30 protein-coding genes are annotated in these 19,087 nt (G+C 62.5%); 1 reads left to right on the forward strand and 29 read right to left on the reverse strand.

Going from position 1 to position 19,087, the window contains the following annotated elements:
• Positions 1-19: 19 nt before the first annotated feature.
• From rpmJ to WMO64_RS15675, 29 genes are all read right to left on the reverse strand, one after another.
• Positions 20-133: a 50S ribosomal protein L36 gene (rpmJ, locus tag WMO64_RS15535; RefSeq protein WP_006573428.1), complete on the reverse strand. Its 114-nt coding sequence runs from the start codon at positions 131-133 to the stop codon at positions 20-22.
• Positions 134-250: 117 nt separating this feature from the next.
• On the reverse strand, positions 251-469 hold the full coding sequence (infA, locus tag WMO64_RS15540; protein ID WP_349232566.1) for a translation initiation factor IF-1: 219 nt from the start codon (positions 467-469) through the stop codon (positions 251-253).
• Positions 451-747, reverse strand: a complete 297-nt coding sequence (locus WMO64_RS15545) for a KOW domain-containing RNA-binding protein (protein WP_349232567.1) — start codon at positions 745-747, stop codon at positions 451-453. Before WMO64_RS15545 ends, infA begins: the two co-directional genes overlap by 19 nt.
• A 17-nt stretch (positions 748-764) precedes the next feature.
• Positions 765-1,517 carry a type I methionyl aminopeptidase gene (map, locus tag WMO64_RS15550; protein ID WP_349232584.1) on the reverse strand — a complete coding sequence of 251 codons (753 nt, stop codon included), beginning with the start codon at positions 1,515-1,517 and terminating at the stop codon, positions 765-767.
• Positions 1,518-1,525: 8 nt separating this feature from the next.
• Positions 1,526-2,161, reverse strand: a complete 636-nt coding sequence (locus WMO64_RS15555; protein WP_349232568.1) for an adenylate kinase — start codon at positions 2,159-2,161, stop codon at positions 1,526-1,528.
• A gap of 15 nt (positions 2,162-2,176) precedes the next feature.
• On the reverse strand, positions 2,177-3,544 hold the full coding sequence (gene secY, locus WMO64_RS15560) for a preprotein translocase subunit SecY (RefSeq protein ID WP_349232569.1): 1,368 nt from the start codon (positions 3,542-3,544) through the stop codon (positions 2,177-2,179).
• Entirely contained in the window at positions 3,545-3,985 is a 441-nt protein-coding gene (rplO, locus tag WMO64_RS15565) for a 50S ribosomal protein L15 (RefSeq protein ID WP_349232570.1), read from the reverse strand. It lies immediately after the preceding gene.
• A gap of 14 nt (positions 3,986-3,999) precedes the next feature.
• Positions 4,000-4,182 carry a 50S ribosomal protein L30 gene (gene rpmD, locus WMO64_RS15570; RefSeq protein WP_006573421.1) on the reverse strand — a complete coding sequence of 61 codons (183 nt, stop codon included), beginning with the start codon at positions 4,180-4,182 and terminating at the stop codon, positions 4,000-4,002.
• 14 nt (positions 4,183-4,196) lie between these two features.
• On the reverse strand, positions 4,197-4,697 hold the full coding sequence (gene rpsE, locus WMO64_RS15575; RefSeq protein WP_006573420.1) for a 30S ribosomal protein S5: 501 nt from the start codon (positions 4,695-4,697) through the stop codon (positions 4,197-4,199).
• A gap of 18 nt (positions 4,698-4,715) precedes the next feature.
• A complete protein-coding gene (gene rplR / locus WMO64_RS15580) occupies positions 4,716-5,075 on the reverse strand; it encodes a 50S ribosomal protein L18 (RefSeq protein ID WP_349232571.1) in 360 nt (119 codons plus the stop codon).
• Between the two features lie 14 nt (positions 5,076-5,089).
• Positions 5,090-5,638, reverse strand: a complete 549-nt coding sequence (gene rplF, locus WMO64_RS15585) for a 50S ribosomal protein L6 (protein ID WP_349232572.1) — start codon at positions 5,636-5,638, stop codon at positions 5,090-5,092.
• A gap of 15 nt (positions 5,639-5,653) precedes the next feature.
• Positions 5,654-6,055 (reverse strand): 30S ribosomal protein S8, encoded by a 402-nt coding sequence (gene rpsH / locus WMO64_RS15590; protein ID WP_006573417.1) that lies wholly within the window; start codon positions 6,053-6,055, stop codon positions 5,654-5,656.
• A gap of 177 nt (positions 6,056-6,232) precedes the next feature.
• Positions 6,233-6,418, reverse strand: a complete 186-nt coding sequence (locus tag WMO64_RS15595) for a type Z 30S ribosomal protein S14 (RefSeq protein WP_006573415.1) — start codon at positions 6,416-6,418, stop codon at positions 6,233-6,235.
• Between the two features lie 14 nt (positions 6,419-6,432).
• Positions 6,433-6,987 carry a 50S ribosomal protein L5 gene (gene rplE / locus WMO64_RS15600; RefSeq protein ID WP_349232573.1) on the reverse strand — a complete coding sequence of 185 codons (555 nt, stop codon included), beginning with the start codon at positions 6,985-6,987 and terminating at the stop codon, positions 6,433-6,435.
• Between the two features lie 17 nt (positions 6,988-7,004).
• Entirely contained in the window at positions 7,005-7,322 is a 318-nt protein-coding gene (rplX, locus tag WMO64_RS15605; protein WP_349232574.1) for a 50S ribosomal protein L24, read from the reverse strand.
• A gap of 17 nt (positions 7,323-7,339) precedes the next feature.
• Positions 7,340-7,708: a 50S ribosomal protein L14 gene (rplN, locus tag WMO64_RS15610; protein ID WP_349232575.1), complete on the reverse strand. Its 369-nt coding sequence runs from the start codon at positions 7,706-7,708 to the stop codon at positions 7,340-7,342.
• Positions 7,709-7,720: 12 nt separating this feature from the next.
• Entirely contained in the window at positions 7,721-7,981 is a 261-nt protein-coding gene (gene rpsQ, locus WMO64_RS15615) for a 30S ribosomal protein S17 (protein ID WP_349232576.1), read from the reverse strand.
• 17 nt (positions 7,982-7,998) lie between these two features.
• The gene (gene rpmC / locus WMO64_RS15620) at positions 7,999-8,202 is read right to left on the reverse strand and encodes a 50S ribosomal protein L29 (protein WP_148319006.1); all 204 of its coding nucleotides are present in this window, start codon (positions 8,200-8,202) and stop codon (positions 7,999-8,001) included.
• On the reverse strand, positions 8,199-8,633 hold the full coding sequence (gene rplP / locus WMO64_RS15625) for a 50S ribosomal protein L16 (protein ID WP_349232577.1): 435 nt from the start codon (positions 8,631-8,633) through the stop codon (positions 8,199-8,201). Before rplP ends, rpmC begins: the two co-directional genes overlap by 4 nt.
• Positions 8,633-9,484, reverse strand: a complete 852-nt coding sequence (gene rpsC, locus WMO64_RS15630) for a 30S ribosomal protein S3 (protein WP_349232578.1) — start codon at positions 9,482-9,484, stop codon at positions 8,633-8,635. The genes rplP and rpsC overlap by 1 nt, the downstream gene beginning before the upstream one ends.
• A 15-nt stretch (positions 9,485-9,499) precedes the next feature.
• Complete coding sequence (rplV, locus tag WMO64_RS15635; RefSeq protein WP_349232579.1) at positions 9,500-9,844, reverse strand: 50S ribosomal protein L22; 345 nt, start codon at positions 9,842-9,844, stop codon at positions 9,500-9,502.
• Between the two features lie 14 nt (positions 9,845-9,858).
• A complete protein-coding gene (gene rpsS / locus WMO64_RS15640) occupies positions 9,859-10,131 on the reverse strand; it encodes a 30S ribosomal protein S19 (RefSeq protein ID WP_006573406.1) in 273 nt (90 codons plus the stop codon).
• A 14-nt stretch (positions 10,132-10,145) separates the two neighbouring features.
• Positions 10,146-10,982 (reverse strand): 50S ribosomal protein L2, encoded by an 837-nt coding sequence (rplB, locus tag WMO64_RS15645; protein WP_040647163.1) that lies wholly within the window; start codon positions 10,980-10,982, stop codon positions 10,146-10,148.
• Positions 10,983-10,997: 15 nt separating this feature from the next.
• Positions 10,998-11,297 (reverse strand): 50S ribosomal protein L23, encoded by a 300-nt coding sequence (gene rplW, locus WMO64_RS15650; RefSeq protein ID WP_294547222.1) that lies wholly within the window; start codon positions 11,295-11,297, stop codon positions 10,998-11,000.
• Positions 11,297-11,917: a 50S ribosomal protein L4 gene (rplD, locus tag WMO64_RS15655; RefSeq protein WP_349232580.1), complete on the reverse strand. Its 621-nt coding sequence runs from the start codon at positions 11,915-11,917 to the stop codon at positions 11,297-11,299. The genes rplW and rplD overlap by 1 nt, the downstream gene beginning before the upstream one ends.
• Positions 11,918-11,934: 17 nt before the next feature.
• Positions 11,935-12,657 carry a 50S ribosomal protein L3 gene (gene rplC / locus WMO64_RS15660; RefSeq protein ID WP_294517982.1) on the reverse strand — a complete coding sequence of 241 codons (723 nt, stop codon included), beginning with the start codon at positions 12,655-12,657 and terminating at the stop codon, positions 11,935-11,937.
• A 138-nt stretch (positions 12,658-12,795) separates the two neighbouring features.
• The gene (gene rpsJ, locus WMO64_RS15665) at positions 12,796-13,110 is read right to left on the reverse strand and encodes a 30S ribosomal protein S10 (protein ID WP_006573401.1); all 315 of its coding nucleotides are present in this window, start codon (positions 13,108-13,110) and stop codon (positions 12,796-12,798) included.
• 476 nt (positions 13,111-13,586) lie between these two features.
• Positions 13,587-15,935, reverse strand: a complete 2,349-nt coding sequence (locus WMO64_RS15670; RefSeq protein WP_349232581.1) for an S-layer homology domain-containing protein — start codon at positions 15,933-15,935, stop codon at positions 13,587-13,589.
• Positions 15,936-16,170: 235 nt separating this feature from the next.
• Positions 16,171-17,130: a DUF6612 family protein gene (locus WMO64_RS15675; protein ID WP_349232582.1), complete on the reverse strand. Its 960-nt coding sequence runs from the start codon at positions 17,128-17,130 to the stop codon at positions 16,171-16,173.
• A 209-nt stretch (positions 17,131-17,339) separates the two neighbouring features.
• Between WMO64_RS15675 and WMO64_RS15680 the strand changes: the two genes are divergently transcribed.
• Positions 17,340-19,037, forward strand: coding sequence for a zinc-ribbon domain-containing protein (locus WMO64_RS15680; protein WP_349232583.1), 1,698 nt, complete (start codon positions 17,340-17,342; stop codon positions 19,035-19,037).
• Positions 19,038-19,087 lie beyond the last annotated feature (50 nt).

Genomic DNA, 19,087 nt, shown 5'->3' on the forward strand with positions numbered 1-19,087 from the left:
ATTTCTCGTGCACCTCCACTTAACCTTGTCTCTGCTTGTGCTTGGGGTTCTCGCAAATGACCATGACTTTGCCCTTGCGCTTGATGATCTTGCACTTCTCGCACATGGGCTTCACGGACGGTCTTACTTTCATAATGATAACCTCCTGATAGCCTGATGGCCCCGGCGTGGACGGGGGCAAGGCCCCTCGGCCGCCGGTCGTTGATGGAACGGCGGGTGTTTCCCGCCATGGAGCAGGCAGGCCCTCGCCTTACTTGCTCCGCCAGGTGATCCGGCCCCGGGTCAAGTCGTACGGAGACATCTGCACCGTTACCTTGTCGCCCGGCAGGATCCTGATGAAGTTCATTCTGAGCTTGCCTGAGATATGCGCCAGGATGATATGCCCGTTACCGATGTCCACATGGAACGTGGTGTTGGGCAGAGCCTCGGTGACGACGCCCTCCAGCTCGATCATATCGTCTTTTGCCAAGCGTGATTACCTCCTTGACCTATGCTTCCGCCCAGCTGATCTCTGGTCTTGGCCAGGACGCGCCGCAGCTCCGCATCGGAGCCGGGCAGGGCGGACAGGGGGTCGGGCCCACCGGCCAGCTCCACATGCTTTCTGCGTTTCCGCTTGGGCTGTGTGAGCGTTCGCCCTTTCCCGTCGGCCAGCAGCAGGAAGTCCCCCTGCGCCTGAGTGACGCAGTAGAGCCTTCCGCTGTCGTGGCCGGCCAGGGCGCGCACGATGTGTCCGCTTTGGATCTCCATGCTGCTCACCGTCCCTCTCACTCGGTGGTGGTGAGGATTTCGGGCTGTTCGCCCTCGGTGATGAGGATTGTGTTTTCATAGTGGGCGGCCAGACTGCCGTCACAGGTGACGGTGGTCCACTTGTCCTTGAGGACGCGGACCTCCCAGTGTCCGGCGCACACCATAGGCTCCACTGCGATGGTCATGCCCGGCTGAAGCCGGACGCCGTGGCCGGCGGGGCCGAAGTTGGGCACCTCGGGGGGCTCGTGGAGCTTTGCTCCCACGCCGTGGCCCACAAAGTCCCGGACCACCGAGTACCCGTTGCCCTCCACATACTTTTGAACCGCATGGGAGATGTCGGAGATGCGGCAGCCGGGGTGGGCGAACTTCATGCCCTCCCAGAAGCTCTGCTCGGTGACGCGGATGAGGCGCATGGCCTCGTCGCTCACCTGACCGCAGGGATAGGTGCCCGCGCAGTCGCCGTGGAAGCCGTCGATACAGGCGCCCACGTCGACGCTGACGATGTCGCCCTCCTTGAGCACCCGGTGGTCCGGAATGCCGTGGATCACGACCTCGTTGACCGAGATGCAGGCGGAGCCGGGGAACCCGGCGTACCCCAGGAAGGAGGGGCGGGCCCCCTGACTCTCGATGAACTTGCGGACTGCGGTGTCGATCTCCAGCGTGGACACGCCGGGACGGACCATGCTGCCCGCCAGCTCCCGGGCCTGGGCGGTGATCCGCCCGGCACGGCGCATGTGCTCGATTTCACGGGACGATTTAATGGAAATGATTTCCATTGTTATGCCTCCAGAACACGCACGATCGCCTGCGTGGTGGCCTCAATGGTCCCCTGGGCGCCGGGCACCGGGTCCAGCTTGCCCCGCTTCTGGTAGAAGTCCTTGAGGGGCTCGGTGGACTGGTGATAGATCTCCAGGCGGTGACGCACCGTCTCCGGCTTGTCATCCTCCCGCTCAATCAGCTCGCCGCCGCACACGTCGCAGACATCCGCCACTTTGGGCGGGTTGGACTCAATGTGGAAGGGGGTGCCGCACTGGGAGCAGACGCGGCGCCCGTCCATGCGCTTTACGATATCCTCGTCAGAGACCTCCAGAGAGATCACGTGGTCGAACTCGATGCCCCGTGCCTCCAGCGCCTCCGCCTGGGCGATGGTGCGGGGCACGCCGTCCAGGATATAGCCGCCATTGCAGTCCGGCTGGGCCAGCCGCTCCTCCAGGATGTCCAGGATGACATCGTCGGGAACCAGCTTGCCCGCGTCCATGAAGGACTTTGCTTTCAGTCCCACGCTGGTGCCCGCCTTGACGGCGGCGCGCAGGATATTGCCAGTGGAAATAGTGGGGATTCCCAGCTTCTTGCTGAGGATCTCAGCCTGCGTGCCCTTACCGGCACCAGGCGCTCCCAAGAGAATCAGCTTCATTTCTTCCTCCCTGCGTTACTCAAGGAAGCCCTTGTAGTGACGCATGAGCATCTGGGCCTCCAGAGCCTTCACGGTCTCCAGAGCAACACCCACAACGATGATGATGGAAGTGCCGCCGATGGACAGGCTGCGGCCCATCTGGGAGCCGCTGGCCAGGTTGATGATGTTGGAAGTGATAATGGGCAGCAGCGCGATGATGGCCAGGTAGATGGCGCCGAACAGGGTGATCTTGTTGAGCACCTTGTGGATGAAGTCAGCGGTGGGCTTGCCGGGCCGGAAGCCGGGCACGAAACCGCCGTTCTTCTTCAGGTTGTTGGCCACCTCAATGGGGTTGAACTGCATGGTGGCGTAGAAATAGCTGAAGCCCAGGATCAGCAGGAAGTAGATGATCGCGTAGACCAGGCCGTTGGAGTCAAACACCTTCATGAAGGTGGAGTCGCTGCCGCCGGGGATGAAGGCCGCGATGGTGGCGGGCAGGGACGCGATGGCCTGGGCGAAGATGATGGGCATAACGCCGCTCATGTTCACCTTCAGGGGGATGTGGCTGGACTGGCCGCCGTACATCTTCCGGCCCACCACGCGCTTGGCGTACTGGACGGGGATGCGGCGCTCAGAGTCGTTGATGAAGACAATGAACACCACCAGGACCAGGATGCCGATGACGATCAGGGGGATCATGGCGGGGTGCACCAGGCTGTTGCGGAAGGCCTCGCCCTCGGTGGTACCCATGGCGGAGATCTCGCTGTCAGTCAGGTGCATGGACCACTTCTTCACGCCGTTGACCATGTTCATCAGCATGCTGGGGAAGCGGGAGACGATACCGGCAAACAGAATCACGGAGATGCCGTTGCCGATGCCGAACTCGGTGATCTGCTCGCCCAGCCACATCACGAAGGCAGAACCAGCGGTGAAGGACAGGACGATGATGATGCCGGCCAGCCAGGTGGGCAGGTCGCCGCTGACCAGGCCGTTGGCATTGATGAGGGTGAAGTAGCCGAAGCCCTGGAGCAGGGCGATGGCCACGGTGGTGTAGCGGGTGATGGCCGCGATCTTCTTGCGGCCCTCTTCGCCGCCCTCCTTCTGCATCTGTTCCAGAGCAGGGATGGCGACGGTGAGGAGCTGGATGATGATGGAACTGTTGATATAGGGCTGAACGCCGAGGGCGAACACGGTGGCCATGGAGAAGGCATTGCCGCTCATGGCATTGATCAGTCCGAAGATGCTGCCGCTCATGGCGTTCAGGTAGCTCTGAAGGCCTTGTGTGTTAATCCAGGGCACGGGAACCGAAGCACCCAGCCGGAAGATCAGCAGCGCGAAGATCGTGAAGAGGATCTTCTTGCGCAGCTCGGGGATTGCCCAGGCGTTCCTGACGGTCTTGAACACTTAGACCACCTCGTACTTTCCACCTGCCGCAACGATCTTCTCCTTGGCGGAGGCGGAGAAAGCAGAGGCACGGACGATCAGCTTCTTGGTGAGCTCACCGTTGCCGAGCACCTTCACGCCGTACTCACACTTGGAGAGGATACCCTTTTCCAGCAGGTCGCAAACGTTGACGGTGGCTCCATCCTCGAACTTGTTCAGAGCAGAGACGTTGATCGCCTCCAGGGGCTTCGCAAAGATGTTGTTGAAGCCGCGCTTGGGCAGGCGACGGACCAGAGGCATCTGGCCGCCCTCAAAGCCCGTGCGGACACCGCCGCCGGAACGGGCCCACTGGCCCTTCTGGCCGCGACCGGCAGTCTTGCCGTTGCCGGAGCCGTGGCCGCGGCCCTTGCGGAACGCGGGACGGGTGGAACCGGCAGCGGGAGAGAGTTCATGCAGATTCATTGACGCGCACCTCCTTACTGTTCCTCGGTGACCTGGAGCAGATAGCCGATAGCGGCAATCTTGCCCCGGGTAGCCGAGTTGTCGGGCTGTACGGTCACGTCGCCGATTTTGCGCAGCCCCAGGGCCTCGGCGGTCGCCTTGTGCTTGACAATGCGACCGTTCAGGCTCTTGACCAGCTTGATATTCAGGTTAGCCATTGTATAGCCCCTCCTTAACCTACGATTTCTTCCACGCTCTTGCCGCGGACGCGGGCCACTTCCTCAGGACCACGGAGGGACTTGAGGCCCTCGAAGGTGGCGGACACCACGTTCTGAGGGTTGTTGGAGCGCAGGCACTTGGCGCGGATGTCGCGGATGCCGGCGGCCTCCATGACAGCGCGGACAGGGCCGCCGGCGATGATGCCGGTACCGGGGGCAGCGGGCTTGAGCAGCACGCGGCCGGCGCCGAACTCACCGATGACCTCGTGGGGAATGGTGGTGCCGGAGCGGGTGATGGTGCACATGTTCTTCTTGGCATCCTCAATGCCCTTGCGGATGGCCTCGGGCACCTCGGCGGCCTTGCCGGTGCCGAAGCCGACCCGGCCCTTCTCGTCGCCGACCACCATCAGGGCGGCGAACTTCATCACACGACCGCCCTTGACGGTCTTGCTGACGCGGTTCAGAGAAACGAGCTTCTCGGTGAACTCGCTGGGTTCTCTTTCAAATCTAGCCATGTTCGTTTTCTCCTCCCCTTAAAATTCCAGGCCGCCCTCACGGGCGCCCTCGGCCAGAGCGGCGACGCGGCCATGGTAGACATAGCCGCCGCGGTCAAAGACCACGGTGGTGATGCCGGCGGCCTTGGCGCGCTCGGCTACCATCTGGCCAACCTTCTTGGCGGCCTCGCAGTTGGAGCCGGAGCCCTCAAAGCCCTTCTCCAGGGAGGAAGCGGAGACCAGGGTCTTGCCGGCCACATCGTCGATGACCTGGGCGTAGATGTTGGTCTCGCTGCGGAACACGTTCAGACGGGGACGCTCGGGCGTGCCGGCGATCTTGCCGCGCACTCTCTTGTGGCGCTTAAGCCGCTGAGCCTTGGTATTGGGACGATTGATCATAGTGGCACACCTCCTTACTTCTTCTTGACGCCGGTCTTGCCTTCCTTGCGGCGGATGACCTCGTCAGTGTATTTGATACCCTTGCCCTTATAAGGCTCGGGCGGACGCTTCTCTCTCACTTCGGCGGCAAACTGGCCCACCTGCTGCTTGTCAGCGCCGCTGATCACGATCTTATTGGGGTTGGGCACGTCGATGGTGATGCCCTCGGGCTCCTCCACAATGACCTGGTGAGAATAGCCCAGGTTCATGACCAGCTTCTTGCCCTCCTTGGCCACACGGTAGCCGACGCCGTTGACGTCCAGCTCCTTCTTGAAGCCCTCGGTCACGCCCACCACCATGTTGTGGAGCAGGCTGCGGGTCAGGCCGTGGAGCGCACGGTTCTCCTTCAGGTCGTTGGGACGGGTCACGTGGATGACGTTGCCCTCCTGGTTAAAGCTCATCGCGGGGTGGAGCTGCTGAGTCAGGGAACCCTTGGGGCCCTTGACGGTGACGACGTTGTTGTCGCCGATCTGCACTTCCACGCCGGCGGGGAGCTCGATCGGCATTCTTCCGATTCTAGACATATCTGAGACTCCTCCTTACCAAACGAATGCAAGGACTTCGCCGCCGACATGAGCCTCGCGGGCCTTCTTGTCGGTCATGACGCCCTTGGAAGTGGACACGATGGCGATACCCAGGCCCTTCAGGACCCGGGGCAGCTCGTCGGCGCCCGCATAGACGCGCAGACCGGGCTTGGAGACGCGGCGCAGACCGGAGATGGCCTTCTCCTTGCCGGGGTTGTTGTACTTGAGGGTGACGCGGATCACGCCCTGGGTGCCGTCGTCGATGAGCTGGAAGTTCTTGATATAGCCCTCGTCCAGGAGAATCTGGGCGATGGACTTCTTCATGTTGGACGCGGGGACATCGACAGTGTCATGCTTGGCATTCGAGGCGTTGCGGATGCGGGTGAGCATATCCGCAATGGGATCGGTAATATGCATGAGTGTTACCTCCTATTAGAATTACGGGCTTGCGCCCGTATCAGCGGCAAGGTATCGGAGCTAGGCAACTTCGACCTGTTGACCGCCGGCCGGGGAATTTATTTGAAAATCGAAATTAGGAGTTCGGAATTAGGCGGCCCGCCTAATTCCGCATTCCTAACTTCTCATTTCACAAGGTTACCAGGACGCCTTCTTCACGCCGGGGATCTGACCCTTGTAGGCCAGCTCGCGGAAGCAGATACGGCAGATGCCGTAGTCCCGCAGGTAGGCGTGGGGGCGGCCGCAGATCTTGCAGCGGTTGTAGCGGCGGGTGGAGAACTTGGGCTCCGCCTGCTGCTTCAGGATCATAGACTTCTTAGCCATTTCGTTCTCCTCCTTTAGCGGGCGAAGGGAGCGCCGATGAGGGTCAGCAGCTCCTTGGCCTCTTCGTCAGTGGTGGCGGTGGTGCACATGACCACGTCAAGGCCGCGGATCTTGTCGATCTTGTCGTACTCGATCTCGGGGAAGATCAGCTGCTCCTTGATGCCCAGGGCGTAGTTGCCGCGGCCATCGAAGGCGTTGGGGTTGATGCCGCGGAAGTCGCGGACGCGGGGCAGGGCCACGTTGAACAGGCGGTCCAGGAACTCCCACATCTTGTCGCCGCGGAGGGTGACCTTAGCGCCGATGGGCATGCCCTCACGGAGCTTGAAGTTGGCCACGGACTTCTTGGCCTTGGTGATGATGGCCTTCTGGCCGGTGATCTTGGTCAGATCGCCCACAACGGCCTCCAGCACCTTGGAGTTGTCACGGGCCTCGCCGCAGCCGCAGTTGACCACGATCTTCTCCAGGCGGGGGATCTGCATGGGGCTCTTGTAGCCGAACTTCTGCATCAGAGCAGGAGCCACCTCGGCCTGGTACTTTGCCTTCAGATTGGGCACTTTCTTATCAGCCATTGTTAACTCCTCCTCTCTCAGATTTCAGCGCCGCACTTCTTGCAGACGCGGACCTTCTTGCCGTCGGCCAGAGTCTTGTGGGCGGGGCGGGTAGCCTTGCCGCACTTGGGGCAGACGCGCATGACCTTGGAGGCGTACATGGGGGCCTCCTTGGGGATGATGCCGCCCTCCTGGCCCTGCTGACGGGGCTTGGTGTGGCGGGACACCATGTTGATCTTCTCTACGACGACCTTGCCGCTCTTGGGCAGGGTGGCAATGACCTTGCCCTGCTTGCCCTTGTCCTTGCCGGACAGAACGACGACCTCGTCGCCCTTCTTGATGCTCATCTTATTCATTGTCTACTCCTACCCCCTTACAGCACTTCGGGAGCCAGCGACAGGATCTTCATGTAGTCCTTGTCGCGCAGCTCGCGGGCCACGGGCCCAAAGATACGGGTACCGCGGGGATTCTTGTCGTCCTTGATGAGAACGGCAGCGTTCTCGTCGAAGCGGACATAGCTGCCGTCGCTGCGGCGAACGCCCTTGGCGGAGCGGACGATAACGGCCTTCACGACCTCGCCCTTCTTCACCGTGCCGCCGGGCTGAGCCTTGCGGACGGAGGCCACGACCACGTCGCCGATGTTGCCGTACTTGCGCTTGGAGCCGCCCAGTACGCGGATGGTCTTGATTTCCTTGGCGCCGGTGTTGTCGGCCACCTTCAGATAAGTCTCCTGCTGAATCATACCGACACCTCCTTACTTCGCCTTCTCGAGGATCTCGACCACGCGCCAGCGCTTGTCCTTGGACAGGGGCCGGGTCTCCATGACCCGCACGCGGTCGCCGATGCCACACTCGTTCTTCTCGTCGTGAGCCTTCAGCTTGTAAGTGCTCTTGACGATCTTCTTGTACAGGGGGTGGGCCACACGGTCGGCGATGGCCACCACCACGGTCTTGTCCATCTTGTCAGAGACAACCAGGCCGACTCTGGTCTTGCGGGAAGAAGTTCTGTTTTCCATTGTCTAGTTCCTCCTTCTTATCGGCCTGCGAGCTGCTGCTCACGGATGAGGGTCTTGACACGGGCAATGTCTTTCTTCACCTGGGCGATCCGGATGGGATTGTCCAGCTGATTGGTGGCGTGCTGAAGACGGAGCTGGAAGAGATCCTTCTTCAGGTCGCCCAGCTTAGCCTCCAGCTCGGCGGCGCTCATCTTGCGGATTTCAGTAGCCTTCATCTTCATTCACCACCATTCTCGGTCTCGGCGGTCTCTTTCGCCACGATCTTGCACTTGACAGGCAGCTTGTGGGAAGCGAGACGCAGTGCCTCGCGGGCGACGTCCTCGGACACGCCGGCGATCTCAAACATAACGCGGCCGGGCTTGACCACGGCCACCCAGTACTCGGGGGAACCCTTACCGGAACCCATACGGGTCTCAGCGGGCTTCTCGGTGACGGGCTTATCGGGGAAGATCTTGATCCACACCTGGCCGCCACGCTTGGTGTAACGGGTCATGGCGACACGGGCGGCCTCGATCTGGTTGCTGGTGATCCAGGCGGGCTCAGTGGCCTGCAGGCCAAACTCACCGTAGGTCACGGTGTTGCCACGGGTGGCCTTGCCCTTCATGCGGCCGCGGTGAACGCGGCGGTATTTCACTCTCTTAGGCAGCAGCATTAGTTGGCGCCTCCTTCCTTGGCAGCAGCGGGAGCGGCGGGACGGGGGCCGCGGTTGAAGCCCTGGCCCTGGGGACGGCCCTGGCCGTTCCGGTTGAAGCCGCCCTGGCGGCGGTCACCGCCGAAGCCCTTGCGGTCGCCGTCGCGGCGATCCCGGCGGGGCCGGTCGGGACGCTCCTTGAAGTTCTTGGTATCCAGGGTGCGGGGGGTGGTCCGCAGGGCCTGGGAGAGGATCTCACCCTTGTAGACCCACACCTTCACGCCGATGCGGCCGTAGGTGGTGGCAGCCTCAGCGAAGCCGTAGTCGATGTCGGCGCGCAGGGTCTGCAGGGGGATGGTGCCGTCGTGATAGTGCTCGGTGCGGGCGATCTCGGCGCCGCCCAGACGGCCGGACACCTGAGTCTTGATGCCGCGGGCGCCCATGCGCATGGCACGGCCCATGGCGTTCTTCATAGCGCGGCGGAAGCCGATGCGCTTCTCCAGCTGCTGAGCAATGTTCTCAGCGATGAGCTGGGCGTCCATGTCGGGGTTCTTGACCTCGACGATGTTCAGGGCAACGCTCTTGCCCAGCATCTTCTCCAGCTGCAGGCGCAGGGCCTCGATGGCCTCGCCGCCCTTGCCGATGACCACGCCGGGGCGGGCGCAGTGCAGGTAGATACGCACCTTGGCGTTGTCGCGCTCGATCTCGATCTTGGGGATACCAGCGCCGTACTGGGTCTTCTTCAGGAAGTCCCGGATCTTCTTGTCCTCCACCAGCAGGTCGCCGACCTTCTCGTTGCGGGCGTACCAGCGGGAGTCCCAGTCCTTAATGACGCCCACGCGAAGGCCGTGGGGGTTCACTTTCTGTCCCATATTTTTCCTCCTCCCTTAGCGCTCGCTCACCGCGATGGTGATGTGAGAAGTACGCTTGTTGATGCGGAACGCGCGGCCCTGGGCCCGGGGACGCATACGCTTGATGATGGGGCCGGGGTTGGCGTAAGTGGCAGACACGTACAGCTTCTCGGGATCCATCTGGTGATTGTTCTCCGCGTTGGCAGCCGCGCTCTTGAGGATCTTCAGCATGAGCTCGGAAGCAGCCTTGGGAGTGGCCATCAGAATAGCAGTGGCCTCGGGCACGCTCTTGCCCCGGATCAGATCGCACACGATCTGAACCTTACGGGGAGAGATGCGGGCATAACGCAGAGTAGCCTGGCCTACCTTTTTATCTTCCATGTTATCTCTCCTCCTTACTTACCGGACTTGGCGCCGGCGTGACCGCGGAAGGTCCGGGTGGGGGCGAACTCGCCCAGCTTGTGACCGACCATATCCTCGGTGACGTAGACGGGCACGTGCTTGCGGCCGTCGTGCACGGCAAAGGTGTGACCGACGAAGGAGGGGAAGATGGTGGAGGCGCGGCTCCAGGTCTTCAGGACCTTCTTCTCACCGGTCTTGTTCATCTCATCGACCCGCTTGAGCAGCTCGGGGGCGCAAAAGGGGCCTTTCTTAATGCTTCTGGACATCTTTTACTGCCTCCTTACTTAGAATTACGATGCTTGACGATGAACTTCTCGGTACGGTTCTTCGTCTTGCGGGTCTTGTAACCCATAGCGGGCTTGCCCCAAGGAGTGACAGGGCCGGGACGACCGACAGGGCTCTTGCCCTCGCCGCCGCCGTGGGGGTGGTCATTGGGGTTCATGACGGAGCCGCGGACAGTGGGCCGCCAACCCATGTGGCGCTTGCGGCCGGCCTTACCGATCTGGATGTTGGCCCAGTCGGTGTTGCCCACCTGGCCGATGCAGGCCTTGCAGTCCTCGCGGATATAGCGGACCTCGCCGGAGGGCAGACGGACCTGAGCCATGCCGTTCTCCTTGGCCATCAGCTGGGCAGCCACGCCGGCGGACCGGACGAGCTGAGCGCCCTTGCCGGGGTAGAGCTCGATGTTGTGGATGAGCTCGCCCACGGGGATGTTGGCGATGGGCAGGCAGTTGCCGGGCAGGATGTCGGCGTTGGGGCCGGAGACGATCTTGTGGCCGGCCTTCAGGCCAACAGGAGCCAGGATATAGCTCTTGGTGCCGTCCTCATACTGGATGAGGGCGATGTTGGCGGAGCGGTTGGGGTCGTACTCAAGACGGAGCACCACAGCGACCTCGCCGTCCTTCTGGCGCTTGAAGTCGATGATGCGGTACTTCTTCTTGTTGCCGCCGCCGCGGTGGCGGACGGTGATGCGGCCGTAGCTGTTGCGGCCGGCATTCTTCTTCAGGTTCTCAATCAGGCTGCGCTCGGGCTTAGCCTTCTTGTCAATGCCCTCGAAGGCGCTCACGGTCATGTGGCGGCGGGAGGGCGTTGTGGGCTTATAAGTTTTGATAGCCATTATTCCTTATCCTCCTTACACCATGCCTTCGAAGAACTCGATGGTCTTGGAGTCCTCGCTGAGGGTGACCACAGCCTTCTTCCAGGAGGGGCGGCGGCCCTTGGGATAGGCGCCGGTGCGCTTCTCCTTGCCCTGCATGTTCAGGGTGTTGACCTTGACCACCTTCACGCCGAAGATCTCCTCGACGGCCTTGGCGATCTCGATCTTGTTGGCGCTCTTGGCCACCTCGAAGGTGTAGCGCTTCATCTCAGTCTGCTCCATGGACTGCTCGGTGATGACCGGACGCTTGATGATATCATAAGCGGTGGTAGCCATTATGCGAACACCTCCTCGATGACGGCCAGGGCGGCCTTGTCCACGATGAACTGGTTGGCGTTTACGATGTCGTAAACGGAGAGGAGCTTGGCGGTGGTGGTGACCACGCCGGGGATGTTCCGGGCGGACAGGACCACGTTCTCATTGACCTCGGGGGTGACCAGGACGGCCTTCTTGGCCTCCACGGCGCCCAGGAAGGAGGCCATGTTCTTGGTCTTGACGGCGTCCAGGTTCAGGCCGTCCACCACGATGACGTTGCCCTCAGCGGCCTTGGCGGAGAGAGCGGACTTGAGGGCCAGGCGCTTGACCTTGCGGTTGAGGTTGTAGCTGTAGGAGCGGGGCTTGGGAGCGAAGACCACGCCGCCGTGAGTCCACTGGGGAGCGCGGGTGGAACCCTGACGGGCACGGCCGGTGCCCTTCTGGCGCCAGGGCTTGATGCCGCCGCCGGAGACCTCGGCGCGGGTGAGAGCGGACTGAGTGCCCTGGCGGCAGTTGGCCAGGTGATTCTTGACAGCCTCGTGAACAACGCTCACGTTGGGCTCAATGCCGAAGATAGCGTCGGAGAGGTCCACTTCGCCGACCTTCTTGCCGGTCATATCAACAACAGTTGCTTTAGGCATTTGGTATCTCTCCTTTCTTACTTGTTACGGGCGGAAGCCTTCTGGGGATTGCGGCCGGAAGCCTTCTGCGGGTTCTTGGAGATGTCGGCAGCAGCGCCCTTCTCCTTGACGTTGATAACAGAGCTGCGCAGGCAGACGATGCCGCCCTTGGGGCCGGGGATGGCGCCGCAGACAGCGATCAGGTTCAGCTCGGGGTCGACCTTGACCACGTCCAGGTTCAGCACGGTGACCTGCTCGTTGCCCATCTGGCCGGCGCCGATCTTGCCCTTGAAGATGCGGGAAGGATCGCTGTTGGCGCTCATGGAACCGGCGTGACGGTGCACAGGGCCGGTACCGTGGGACTCCTTCAGGCGGTGAGCGCCGTGGCGCTTGATGACGCCGGCGTAGCCCTTACCTTTGCTGATGCCGGTCACGTCCACACGATCGCCGGCGGCGAAGGTGTCGGCCTTGACCTCGTCGCCGATGTTCATGGTCTCGGCGTTGTTGAGGGTGAACTCCTTGAGGACCTTCTTGGGGCTGACGCCGGCCTTCTTCAGGTGGCCCAGCTCGGGCTTGGTGAGCTTGCGCTCGGGCACGTCCTCGAAGCCCAGCTGCACAGCGGTGTAGCCGTCCTTCTCCACGGTCTTCTTCTGAGTGACCACGCAGGGGCCAGCCTCAATGACGGTGACCGGGATGACCTTGCCGGCTTCGTCGAAGATCTGCGTCATGCCGACCTTCTTGCCGATAATGGCCTTTTCCATGTGTTTTCCTCCTTAAATAAGGTTATTGGTTGGAAGACTTGGGGCATCAGGCTCCCCATTGGTCTGCCAACTTGACCCGTCCGCCTCAAAACGCGGCGGACTGCGGGTACAACATAGTTGTGAGACTCAGCTGTTCAATTACAGCTTGATCTCGATCTCCACGCCGGCGGGGAGCTCCAGGCTCATCAGGGCCTCCACGGTCTTGGGGGAGGGCTTGAGGATGTCGATGAGGCGCTTGTGGGTGCGGCGCTCAAACTGCTCCCGGGAGTCCTTGTACTTGTGCACAGCGCGCAGGATGGTCACGACCTCTTTCTTGGTGGGCAGAGGGATAGGACCGGAGACAGACGCGCCGGTGCGCTTGGCGGTCTCCACGATCTTCTCGGCGCTCTGGTCAATGAGCTGGTGGTCGTAAGCCTTGAGACGGATGCGAATCATTTCTTTCTGGGCTGCCATGGTGTTTCCTCCTTAAACATACGAAGTGGGGTTCGGTACTCCTCGCACGCTTCGTACGGTGAGAAATCTTATGTCCACGGTTCCGTGCGTATCACTCCAGGACATGAAGAAAACCGGCTCTAAGCAGGCCGGTTTACTCCATGCACCGGCGATATACGCCCGTGCACAGATTCCTCAGCCGCCCGATTCTAGCTCGGACATACTCCGCGGAAGTTACCGGCTCACGCCGCAATCTCCCGCATCATCGCAGATCGCGCCCTAAACAGGCGCTCTGATATAATACCCTAAACATAGGGCTATGTCAAGAGTTTCTCGGTATTTTTTTGCTCTTTTTTCAAAAAAACCGTGGTTTTGGCCACTTACACAAAGGAAAAGGCCGGATGGGGCGCTGTTCTGTCCGCTTTGCCCGCCGGGCGCAAAAGACCGGGCCGCCCCATGGGACGGCCCGGTCCGAAACTGCCGGAAAAGCGCCGCGATTACTTGGCGGTGCGGATGATGATGCTGGCCTTGAACTCGCCGGAGCTGGTGTAGCCGCCGTAGATGTTCAGGCTGTCGCCGGTCTTCAGGCTGCCCAGGGAGAAGCTGCCGCCGGTGGCCTCCTGCATGACGGTGCCCGAGGGGGCGCTGACCTGGATCACCGAGCCGTTGCCCGTGCCGTCGTCGGCCCGGAAGGTGATGGTCCGGTCGGAGGTGTTCACGTAGATGACAGTGCCGTTGAGCTGGCTGCTGCTGGTGGTGGTCTTGTCCACCTCGATGGAGGCCACGGTGTCGCCGTTGGTGACCATGGCCACGTGGTAGCCCACACGCAGGTCGTACATGGAGATGAGCTTGCCGTCCTGGCTCACCGACACGCCGCTGGTGATGGCGTAGGTGACGGTGCCGCCGTTGTTGTCCAGCTCCACCTCGATGGTGACGCCGGAGGTATCCTCGCTCTTGCGGGTGATGGTGCCGGAGACATTGGCGCTCTGGGGCACGGAGTCGATCAGGGTGACGGCGTTGTAGCGGACGGTGACGGTGACGGCGTCGCCGGTGCGCAGCTTGTCAATGGTGCTGGGCTTTTCGCTGCGCCGGATCTGGGGCGGATCGGACAGGTCGATCTGGAAGGGGACCACCCGGCCGTCAGCGGTGGTGACGCTGATGACCTCCGTGGTGGTGCCGGCGGGGTAGCTGATGTCGGTGATGGTGCCCGAGGTGACGGTGGAGCCGGGGTAGCCGGCGAGCATGGCCACCTCGCCGCCGGACAGGCGGACGGTGACGAACCATTCCTTCTGCACGTCGGACACGGCGGCGGTCTTGCCGTTATAGGTCACCACGGCGCTGGCGGCAAAGTTGTAGGTGGTGGCCTTGTTGGTCTTCAGGTCGGTGATGGTCACGTTGCTGACGCCTCTGGCGCTGCCCACGCTCTTCACGGCGCCCTGGATGTACTGGGTGACGGTATCCACAGCGGCGGTGGTCACGTTGCCGTTGTCATTGGACACCCGGAGGGACACATAGCTGCCCACATAGCTGGTGTTCATGGCGGTGACGGCCAGGCCGTTGGCGGTGATGGCAGTGCCCGCGGGGACGGTGAGCCGCTCCTGCTGGCCGTCAAAGCCGGAGATGGTGAGCACGCTGCCGCCGGAGGCCTGGGTCTCCACGGCGGTGATCAGGCCCTCGGCCTTCCGGGTGCCGCCGGAGAGCTGGACGGCGGCCAGGTGGTCCTGCTGGTCCACCCGGCAGACGGCGGTGGTGTACCCCGCCTCGGGGTCGATGAGCTCATAGCCGCCCACCTTCTGGCCCACCTGGACCTCGGTGAAGCGGTCGTAGGGCAGGGTGAGGGAGGTGCCGTTCACATTGAGGAGAATCCCGCTGTCCGACACGCCCACCACAGTGCCGGCCACGGTGTCCAGCTTGCCGGACAGGCGCACGGCCATGGGCGTGCCGTCTTCATCGTAGCACACCCGGGCGTAGGTACCGGTCTGGAGCAGGGCGCTGTCCACCAGCATGCTGTTCTCATAGATGGGGGTGTCCGCCGGCAGGGAGATGGTGTAGGAGCCGGACAGGTCGCTGTTGAGGGTGAGGAGGAGCACGTTCTTGCTGCTGGAGGTGGCGGAGACGATGGTGCCCGCCTGCCACTCGTAGTCGGTGTAGTTGGGCAGCTCCACGCTGGTGCCCCGCTCCTTCATGAAGGCGATGGCCCGGGAGAGCATGGTGGCGGCCACCTCGCGGGTGACGGTGCTCTTGGGCTGGAACTGGTTCTGGTCGGTGCCGGTGATGATGCCGTATGTATTGAGCAGGTAGATATAGGGCTCACGGCCGGGGGTGATGTCGGCCTTGTCGGTGAACGTGAGGGTGTAGCTGGACAGGTGCTCGGCCATGGAGTCCAGCTGCATGGCCCGCACCAGGTAGAGGGCGAAGTCCTCCTTGGTGATGGTCCTGCCGTTGTCCAGCGCGCCGGAGTCATAGAGCCCCTTCAGCTCGGTGTAGGAGAGGATGCCCGCCTCCAGGCAGGTGGCGTACTCGTCCCGGAACCAGGACTGCTGATCCCCCATGATGGCAGAGATCTCACTGGCCCGGTCCTTGCCGATCTGGGTCCGCAGATCGGTCTCCACGGCGATGCGGGCGCACAGGGCCAGGGCCTCGCTGCCCTGGAGCTCGTTCTTGGGGCGGAACTCGCCGTTGTCATAGCCTTTGAACACGCCCTGGGCGGCCATGTCGTTGATGTAGGACTCCGCCCAGTATCCGGCGGGCACGTCGGGGAACGTGGCGGCGAATGCGGGTACCGTGGTCAGTGAGAGCACCAGCGCCAGGGCCAGCGCACCGGAAAGCAGTCTGTTTCGTTTCATAGCGCACCTCCAAATTCGGGCTCGTCCTTTTCCCCGCCGGAAGGCGGGTTGCCATACTTAACATAATTATAGCGGCTCATTCTGGAAAAAGCAACGGGAACCCTGTCTTTTTCTCCCCGTTCCAGAATCTGCTGTTTTTCAGACGTTTTTCCCGCCGAAAAGTTCCCTGCAAAAAACAGGAGCGGGGACAGCCGCCGCTTTCCCCGCTCCTGCTACCTTATATTATATTGTCTCTTTACTCGTTGACGGCCGCGCCGCCCGCGGCGCCGCTCTGGCCGTCGGTTCCGGTGCTCTGGGAACCGTCCGTGCTCTGGGTGCCGTCGGTGTTCTGGGCCGTGGTCAGGTCCTCCGCCTCCAGGGCCTCGGCGGGGATCTCAAAGTCGGTGGCCGCGTCAAAGTTGGAGCAGTTCATCCGGATCACAGAGCTCACCAGCTGGTTGGTGGCCTCGTCCTCCGTGGTGGTGGGATGGCCCAGGGTCTCGTCGATGTTGGCCTCCATGTTGTCGATGACCTCCATCATGTCCATCTCCATCTGGACCAGGTAGCCCTGCTGGTCCACCCACACGGTGACAGAGGCGGCGGGCATGTTCTCCAGGTTGGCCCTGATCTTCTCCTGCTGGTCCTCGGACATGGAGGAGATGGAGGACAGGTAGCCGTTGGTATCCAGGATGTCCACCAGGGGCGCGCCGCTGATGGAGCCGGTGTACTTCACCGCGTCGGCGCCGTTGACGGTCTCGGTGCCGTCCTTCTTGAAGCCGGAGGCCTGATCCAGGTAGCCGCCCAGGGTATCCCCGGCGTTATAGGTGTCCAGCACGTCCTGGGTGGTGGTCTGCTTGGCCCAGTAGGTGCCGTCGGTGGCGTACTGGACCAGGTCCTCCCCCTCTTTCCGGGCGTACATGGTGATGGTCTGGTTGTAGGTGTCGTCGCCGGTGGCCATGTCCAGCGCCACCTCCGCCTTGATCTTCAGCGGGTCCTGGAAGGTGGTCAGGGTCATCCGGTTGGTGACGGACAGATCCTGGTCCTCAGAGGTGTATTCCGCCGCCATCTCGATGACGGCGTCCACGCTGGCGGCGCCCTTCACCTTCTCCAGGGCGGCAGCCACCGTCTCGTCGGCGTTTCCGCCGGAGCAGGCTGTCAGCGACAGGGCCAGCAGCGCGGCGGCGCCCAGTGCGGCCGTACGTTTCATCCATTTCATTGTACATTGTCCTTTCTTTCCAATACGCGATATGCGCGCAATTATGGATAGTATAGCACGCTTTCCCCCTTCTGTCACCCGTTTCTCCGCCTTTTTGCCGGGTACTCCCCCTTTTTTCTCCCGCTTCTTGCCATCTCCCCACCGGTGTGCTAGGATGGATTTGGCCCCAAGTATTCTGTCGATTCTGACTTTTCTGGAGGAGATACCCTATGTTCTGTCCCAAGTGCGGTTTCCCCTACGGTCCCGACGACCGCTTCTGCGGCCGCTGCGGCGCGGCGCTTCCCGACCGGGAGGCCCATGCGGAGCAGGAGGCGGTCCCTGCAGAGCAGCCGGCTGCCGCTGCGGCTGCACCCCGCCCCAGGCGGCGGCTCCTCTTTGTGCTGGCCGCGGTACTGGTGCTGGCCGCTGCGGCGGGCACTCTGGCCTTCTTCCTCACCCGCCCGCCCCAGCTGGACCCGTCCTTTGTTTTGAACAGTCAGAATTCCTTCTTTTTCATGGCCAGGTCCGACCCTGCCCAGGCGGAGCTGTGGCGGGGTACGGAGCAGGTGCTGACCCTCCCGCAGGAAAACACCGCGTTCCGCTCCGCCGCTATGTCCGCGGACAAGTCTGTGCTCCTGCTGGCGGATGCCGAAGGCACCCTGTACCGGGCCGATTCCGTTGGCTGCACCACCCTGGCGGAGCAGGTGGGGTACTGCGCGCTCTCCGGCGACGGGAGCACCGCCGCCTGGGTCACCGCAGATGGGCAGCTCTGGCTCCAGCGGAGCGAGGAGGCCCCGACGCTGGCGGCCGAGGGCGTGTCCCCCTCCTCCGTCCTCCTGTCCTACGGCGGCCATGCCCTGGTGTGGCAGACAGCCTCTGACAGCGACGGCAACTTTCATCTCTGCCTGATGCTGGACGGCGGCGTGCTCCAGGAGCTTCCCGCTGAGGATATGGCCCCCGCCCTGGTCACTGACAGCGGCACGCTCTACTACACCGTCCTGGACGGCAGCAGTCTCTCCCTGTACGCCTGGCGGGACGGAGCTTCCGTCCTGCTCACCGACCGGCTGTCCCTCTTAGCAAGCCTGCTCTCCAACCGGGACGGCACCGAGCTGCTCTACACGACGGAAGAGGACGACAGCCCCGTCACCTGGTTCTGCCGGGAGGGCGAGGGACCCCGGAACATCGGCGCCTTCTCCCTTCAGTCCCTCTGTTCCCCGGCCTTTTCCTCCAGCAGCTATAACGGCACCAATTACCTCTCTGTCCGCCTGTACAACGTGGACACGCTACGGAAAAAATGCCTCCGCTCGGACCAGAACATCTGGCTGCTGGATGGGGACGGGGAGGCCTCCGCTCTGTTTCCCGAGGACACCTTTCTCTCTCTCTCTGCCGCCTACACCTCCCAGGACGGAAACAGCCTGGTGGTCCAGATCAGCGGCGTGAGCGAGCAGAACACCCTCTACCGTTTTGACGACCTGTGGGGCGCCCCCGCCTCCCAGGTGCTGGCCCAGGGGCACATGCTCTCCCTGCTGGGCGCCTCCTCCGACCTGTCCCTGATGCTCTACACCCTCCCCGGCGATACACAGCTGGCGCGGAACTATTACGCCCTCCGGGCGGGTGGGGAGCCGGTGTTCCTGACTCATGGCACTGAATTCGCCGTAATCACTGCGGACAACACCATCCTCTGCTCCGCCGACGACAACACCAGACTTCTCTTCTCCGACGGCGGCGATCCTATTTCCGTGGAGGTGCCCGCAGCGGAGGACGACAACGTCTTTCTTACTGTCACCGGGGTGGGCAGCCAGACCTGCATCACCGTGTGCGTTGACCTCGCATCCTCAGCCCCCTCTTCTGCGGACGTCTATACCGTCTCTCCTGACGGTACGCTCAACCTTCTGGCCGAGGATATCCTGTACCTGTACGCCTACTGACACATTTCCTGAAAAGTATGGAGCGCCGCGCCCCCTGAGGGGATCAGATC

The sequence above is a fragment of the Pseudoflavonifractor intestinihominis genome, assembly GCF_040096055.1.
Lineage (GTDB): Bacteria > Bacillota > Clostridia > Oscillospirales > Oscillospiraceae > Pseudoflavonifractor > Pseudoflavonifractor intestinihominis.

Excerpts from the sequence above, each read along its gene's own strand:
- rpmJ (WP_006573428.1), bottom strand. The coding sequence starts at position 133 with ATGAAAGTAAGACCGTCCGTGAAGCCCATGTGCGAGAAGTGCAAGATC.
- WMO64_RS15545 (WP_349232567.1), bottom strand. The coding sequence starts at position 747 with ATGGAGATCCAAAGCGGACACATCGTGCGCGCCCTGGCCGGCCACGAC.
- WMO64_RS15555 (WP_349232568.1), bottom strand. The coding sequence starts at position 2,161 with ATGAAGCTGATTCTCTTGGGAGCGCCTGGTGCCGGTAAGGGCACGCAG.
- rplO (WP_349232570.1), bottom strand. The coding sequence starts at position 3,985 with ATGAATCTGCATGAACTCTCTCCCGCTGCCGGTTCCACCCGTCCCGCG.
- rpmD (WP_006573421.1), bottom strand. The coding sequence starts at position 4,182 with ATGGCTAACCTGAATATCAAGCTGGTCAAGAGCCTGAACGGTCGCATT.
- rpsE (WP_006573420.1), bottom strand. The coding sequence starts at position 4,697 with ATGGCTAGATTTGAAAGAGAACCCAGCGAGTTCACCGAGAAGCTCGTT.
- rplR (WP_349232571.1), bottom strand. The coding sequence starts at position 5,075 with ATGATCAATCGTCCCAATACCAAGGCTCAGCGGCTTAAGCGCCACAAG.
- rplF (WP_349232572.1), bottom strand. The coding sequence starts at position 5,638 with ATGTCTAGAATCGGAAGAATGCCGATCGAGCTCCCCGCCGGCGTGGAA.
- rpsH (WP_006573417.1), bottom strand. The coding sequence starts at position 6,055 with ATGCATATTACCGATCCCATTGCGGATATGCTCACCCGCATCCGCAAC.
- WMO64_RS15595 (WP_006573415.1), bottom strand. The coding sequence starts at position 6,418 with ATGGCTAAGAAGTCTATGATCCTGAAGCAGCAGGCGGAGCCCAAGTTC.
- rplE (WP_349232573.1), bottom strand. The coding sequence starts at position 6,987 with ATGGCTGATAAGAAAGTGCCCAATCTGAAGGCAAAGTACCAGGCCGAG.
- rplX (WP_349232574.1), bottom strand. The coding sequence starts at position 7,322 with ATGAATAAGATGAGCATCAAGAAGGGCGACGAGGTCGTCGTTCTGTCC.
- rplN (WP_349232575.1), bottom strand. The coding sequence starts at position 7,708 with ATGATTCAGCAGGAGACTTATCTGAAGGTGGCCGACAACACCGGCGCC.
- rpsQ (WP_349232576.1), bottom strand. The coding sequence starts at position 7,981 with ATGGAAAACAGAACTTCTTCCCGCAAGACCAGAGTCGGCCTGGTTGTC.
- rpmC (WP_148319006.1), bottom strand. The coding sequence starts at position 8,202 with ATGAAGATGAAGGCTACTGAAATCCGCAAGATGAGCGCCGCCGAGCTG.
- rplP (WP_349232577.1), bottom strand. The coding sequence starts at position 8,633 with ATGCTGCTGCCTAAGAGAGTGAAATACCGCCGCGTTCACCGCGGCCGC.
- rpsC (WP_349232578.1), bottom strand. The coding sequence starts at position 9,484 with ATGGGACAGAAAGTGAACCCCCACGGCCTTCGCGTGGGCGTCATTAAG.
- rplV (WP_349232579.1), bottom strand. The coding sequence starts at position 9,844 with ATGGAAGATAAAAAGGTAGGCCAGGCTACTCTGCGTTATGCCCGCATC.
- rpsS (WP_006573406.1), bottom strand. The coding sequence starts at position 10,131 with ATGTCCAGAAGCATTAAGAAAGGCCCCTTTTGCGCCCCCGAGCTGCTC.
- rplB (WP_040647163.1), bottom strand. The coding sequence starts at position 10,982 with ATGGCTATCAAAACTTATAAGCCCACAACGCCCTCCCGCCGCCACATG.
- rplW (WP_294547222.1), bottom strand. The coding sequence starts at position 11,297 with ATGGCTACCACCGCTTATGATATCATCAAGCGTCCGGTCATCACCGAG.
- rplD (WP_349232580.1), bottom strand. The coding sequence starts at position 11,917 with ATGCCTAAAGCAACTGTTGTTGATATGACCGGCAAGAAGGTCGGCGAA.
- rplC (WP_294517982.1), bottom strand. The coding sequence starts at position 12,657 with ATGGAAAAGGCCATTATCGGCAAGAAGGTCGGCATGACGCAGATCTTC.
- rpsJ (WP_006573401.1), bottom strand. The coding sequence starts at position 13,110 with ATGGCAGCCCAGAAAGAAATGATTCGCATCCGTCTCAAGGCTTACGAC.
- WMO64_RS15670 (WP_349232581.1), bottom strand. The coding sequence starts at position 15,935 with ATGAAACGAAACAGACTGCTTTCCGGTGCGCTGGCCCTGGCGCTGGTG.
- WMO64_RS15675 (WP_349232582.1), bottom strand. The coding sequence starts at position 17,130 with ATGAAATGGATGAAACGTACGGCCGCACTGGGCGCCGCCGCGCTGCTG.
- WMO64_RS15680 (WP_349232583.1), top strand. The coding sequence starts at position 17,340 with ATGTTCTGTCCCAAGTGCGGTTTCCCCTACGGTCCCGACGACCGCTTC.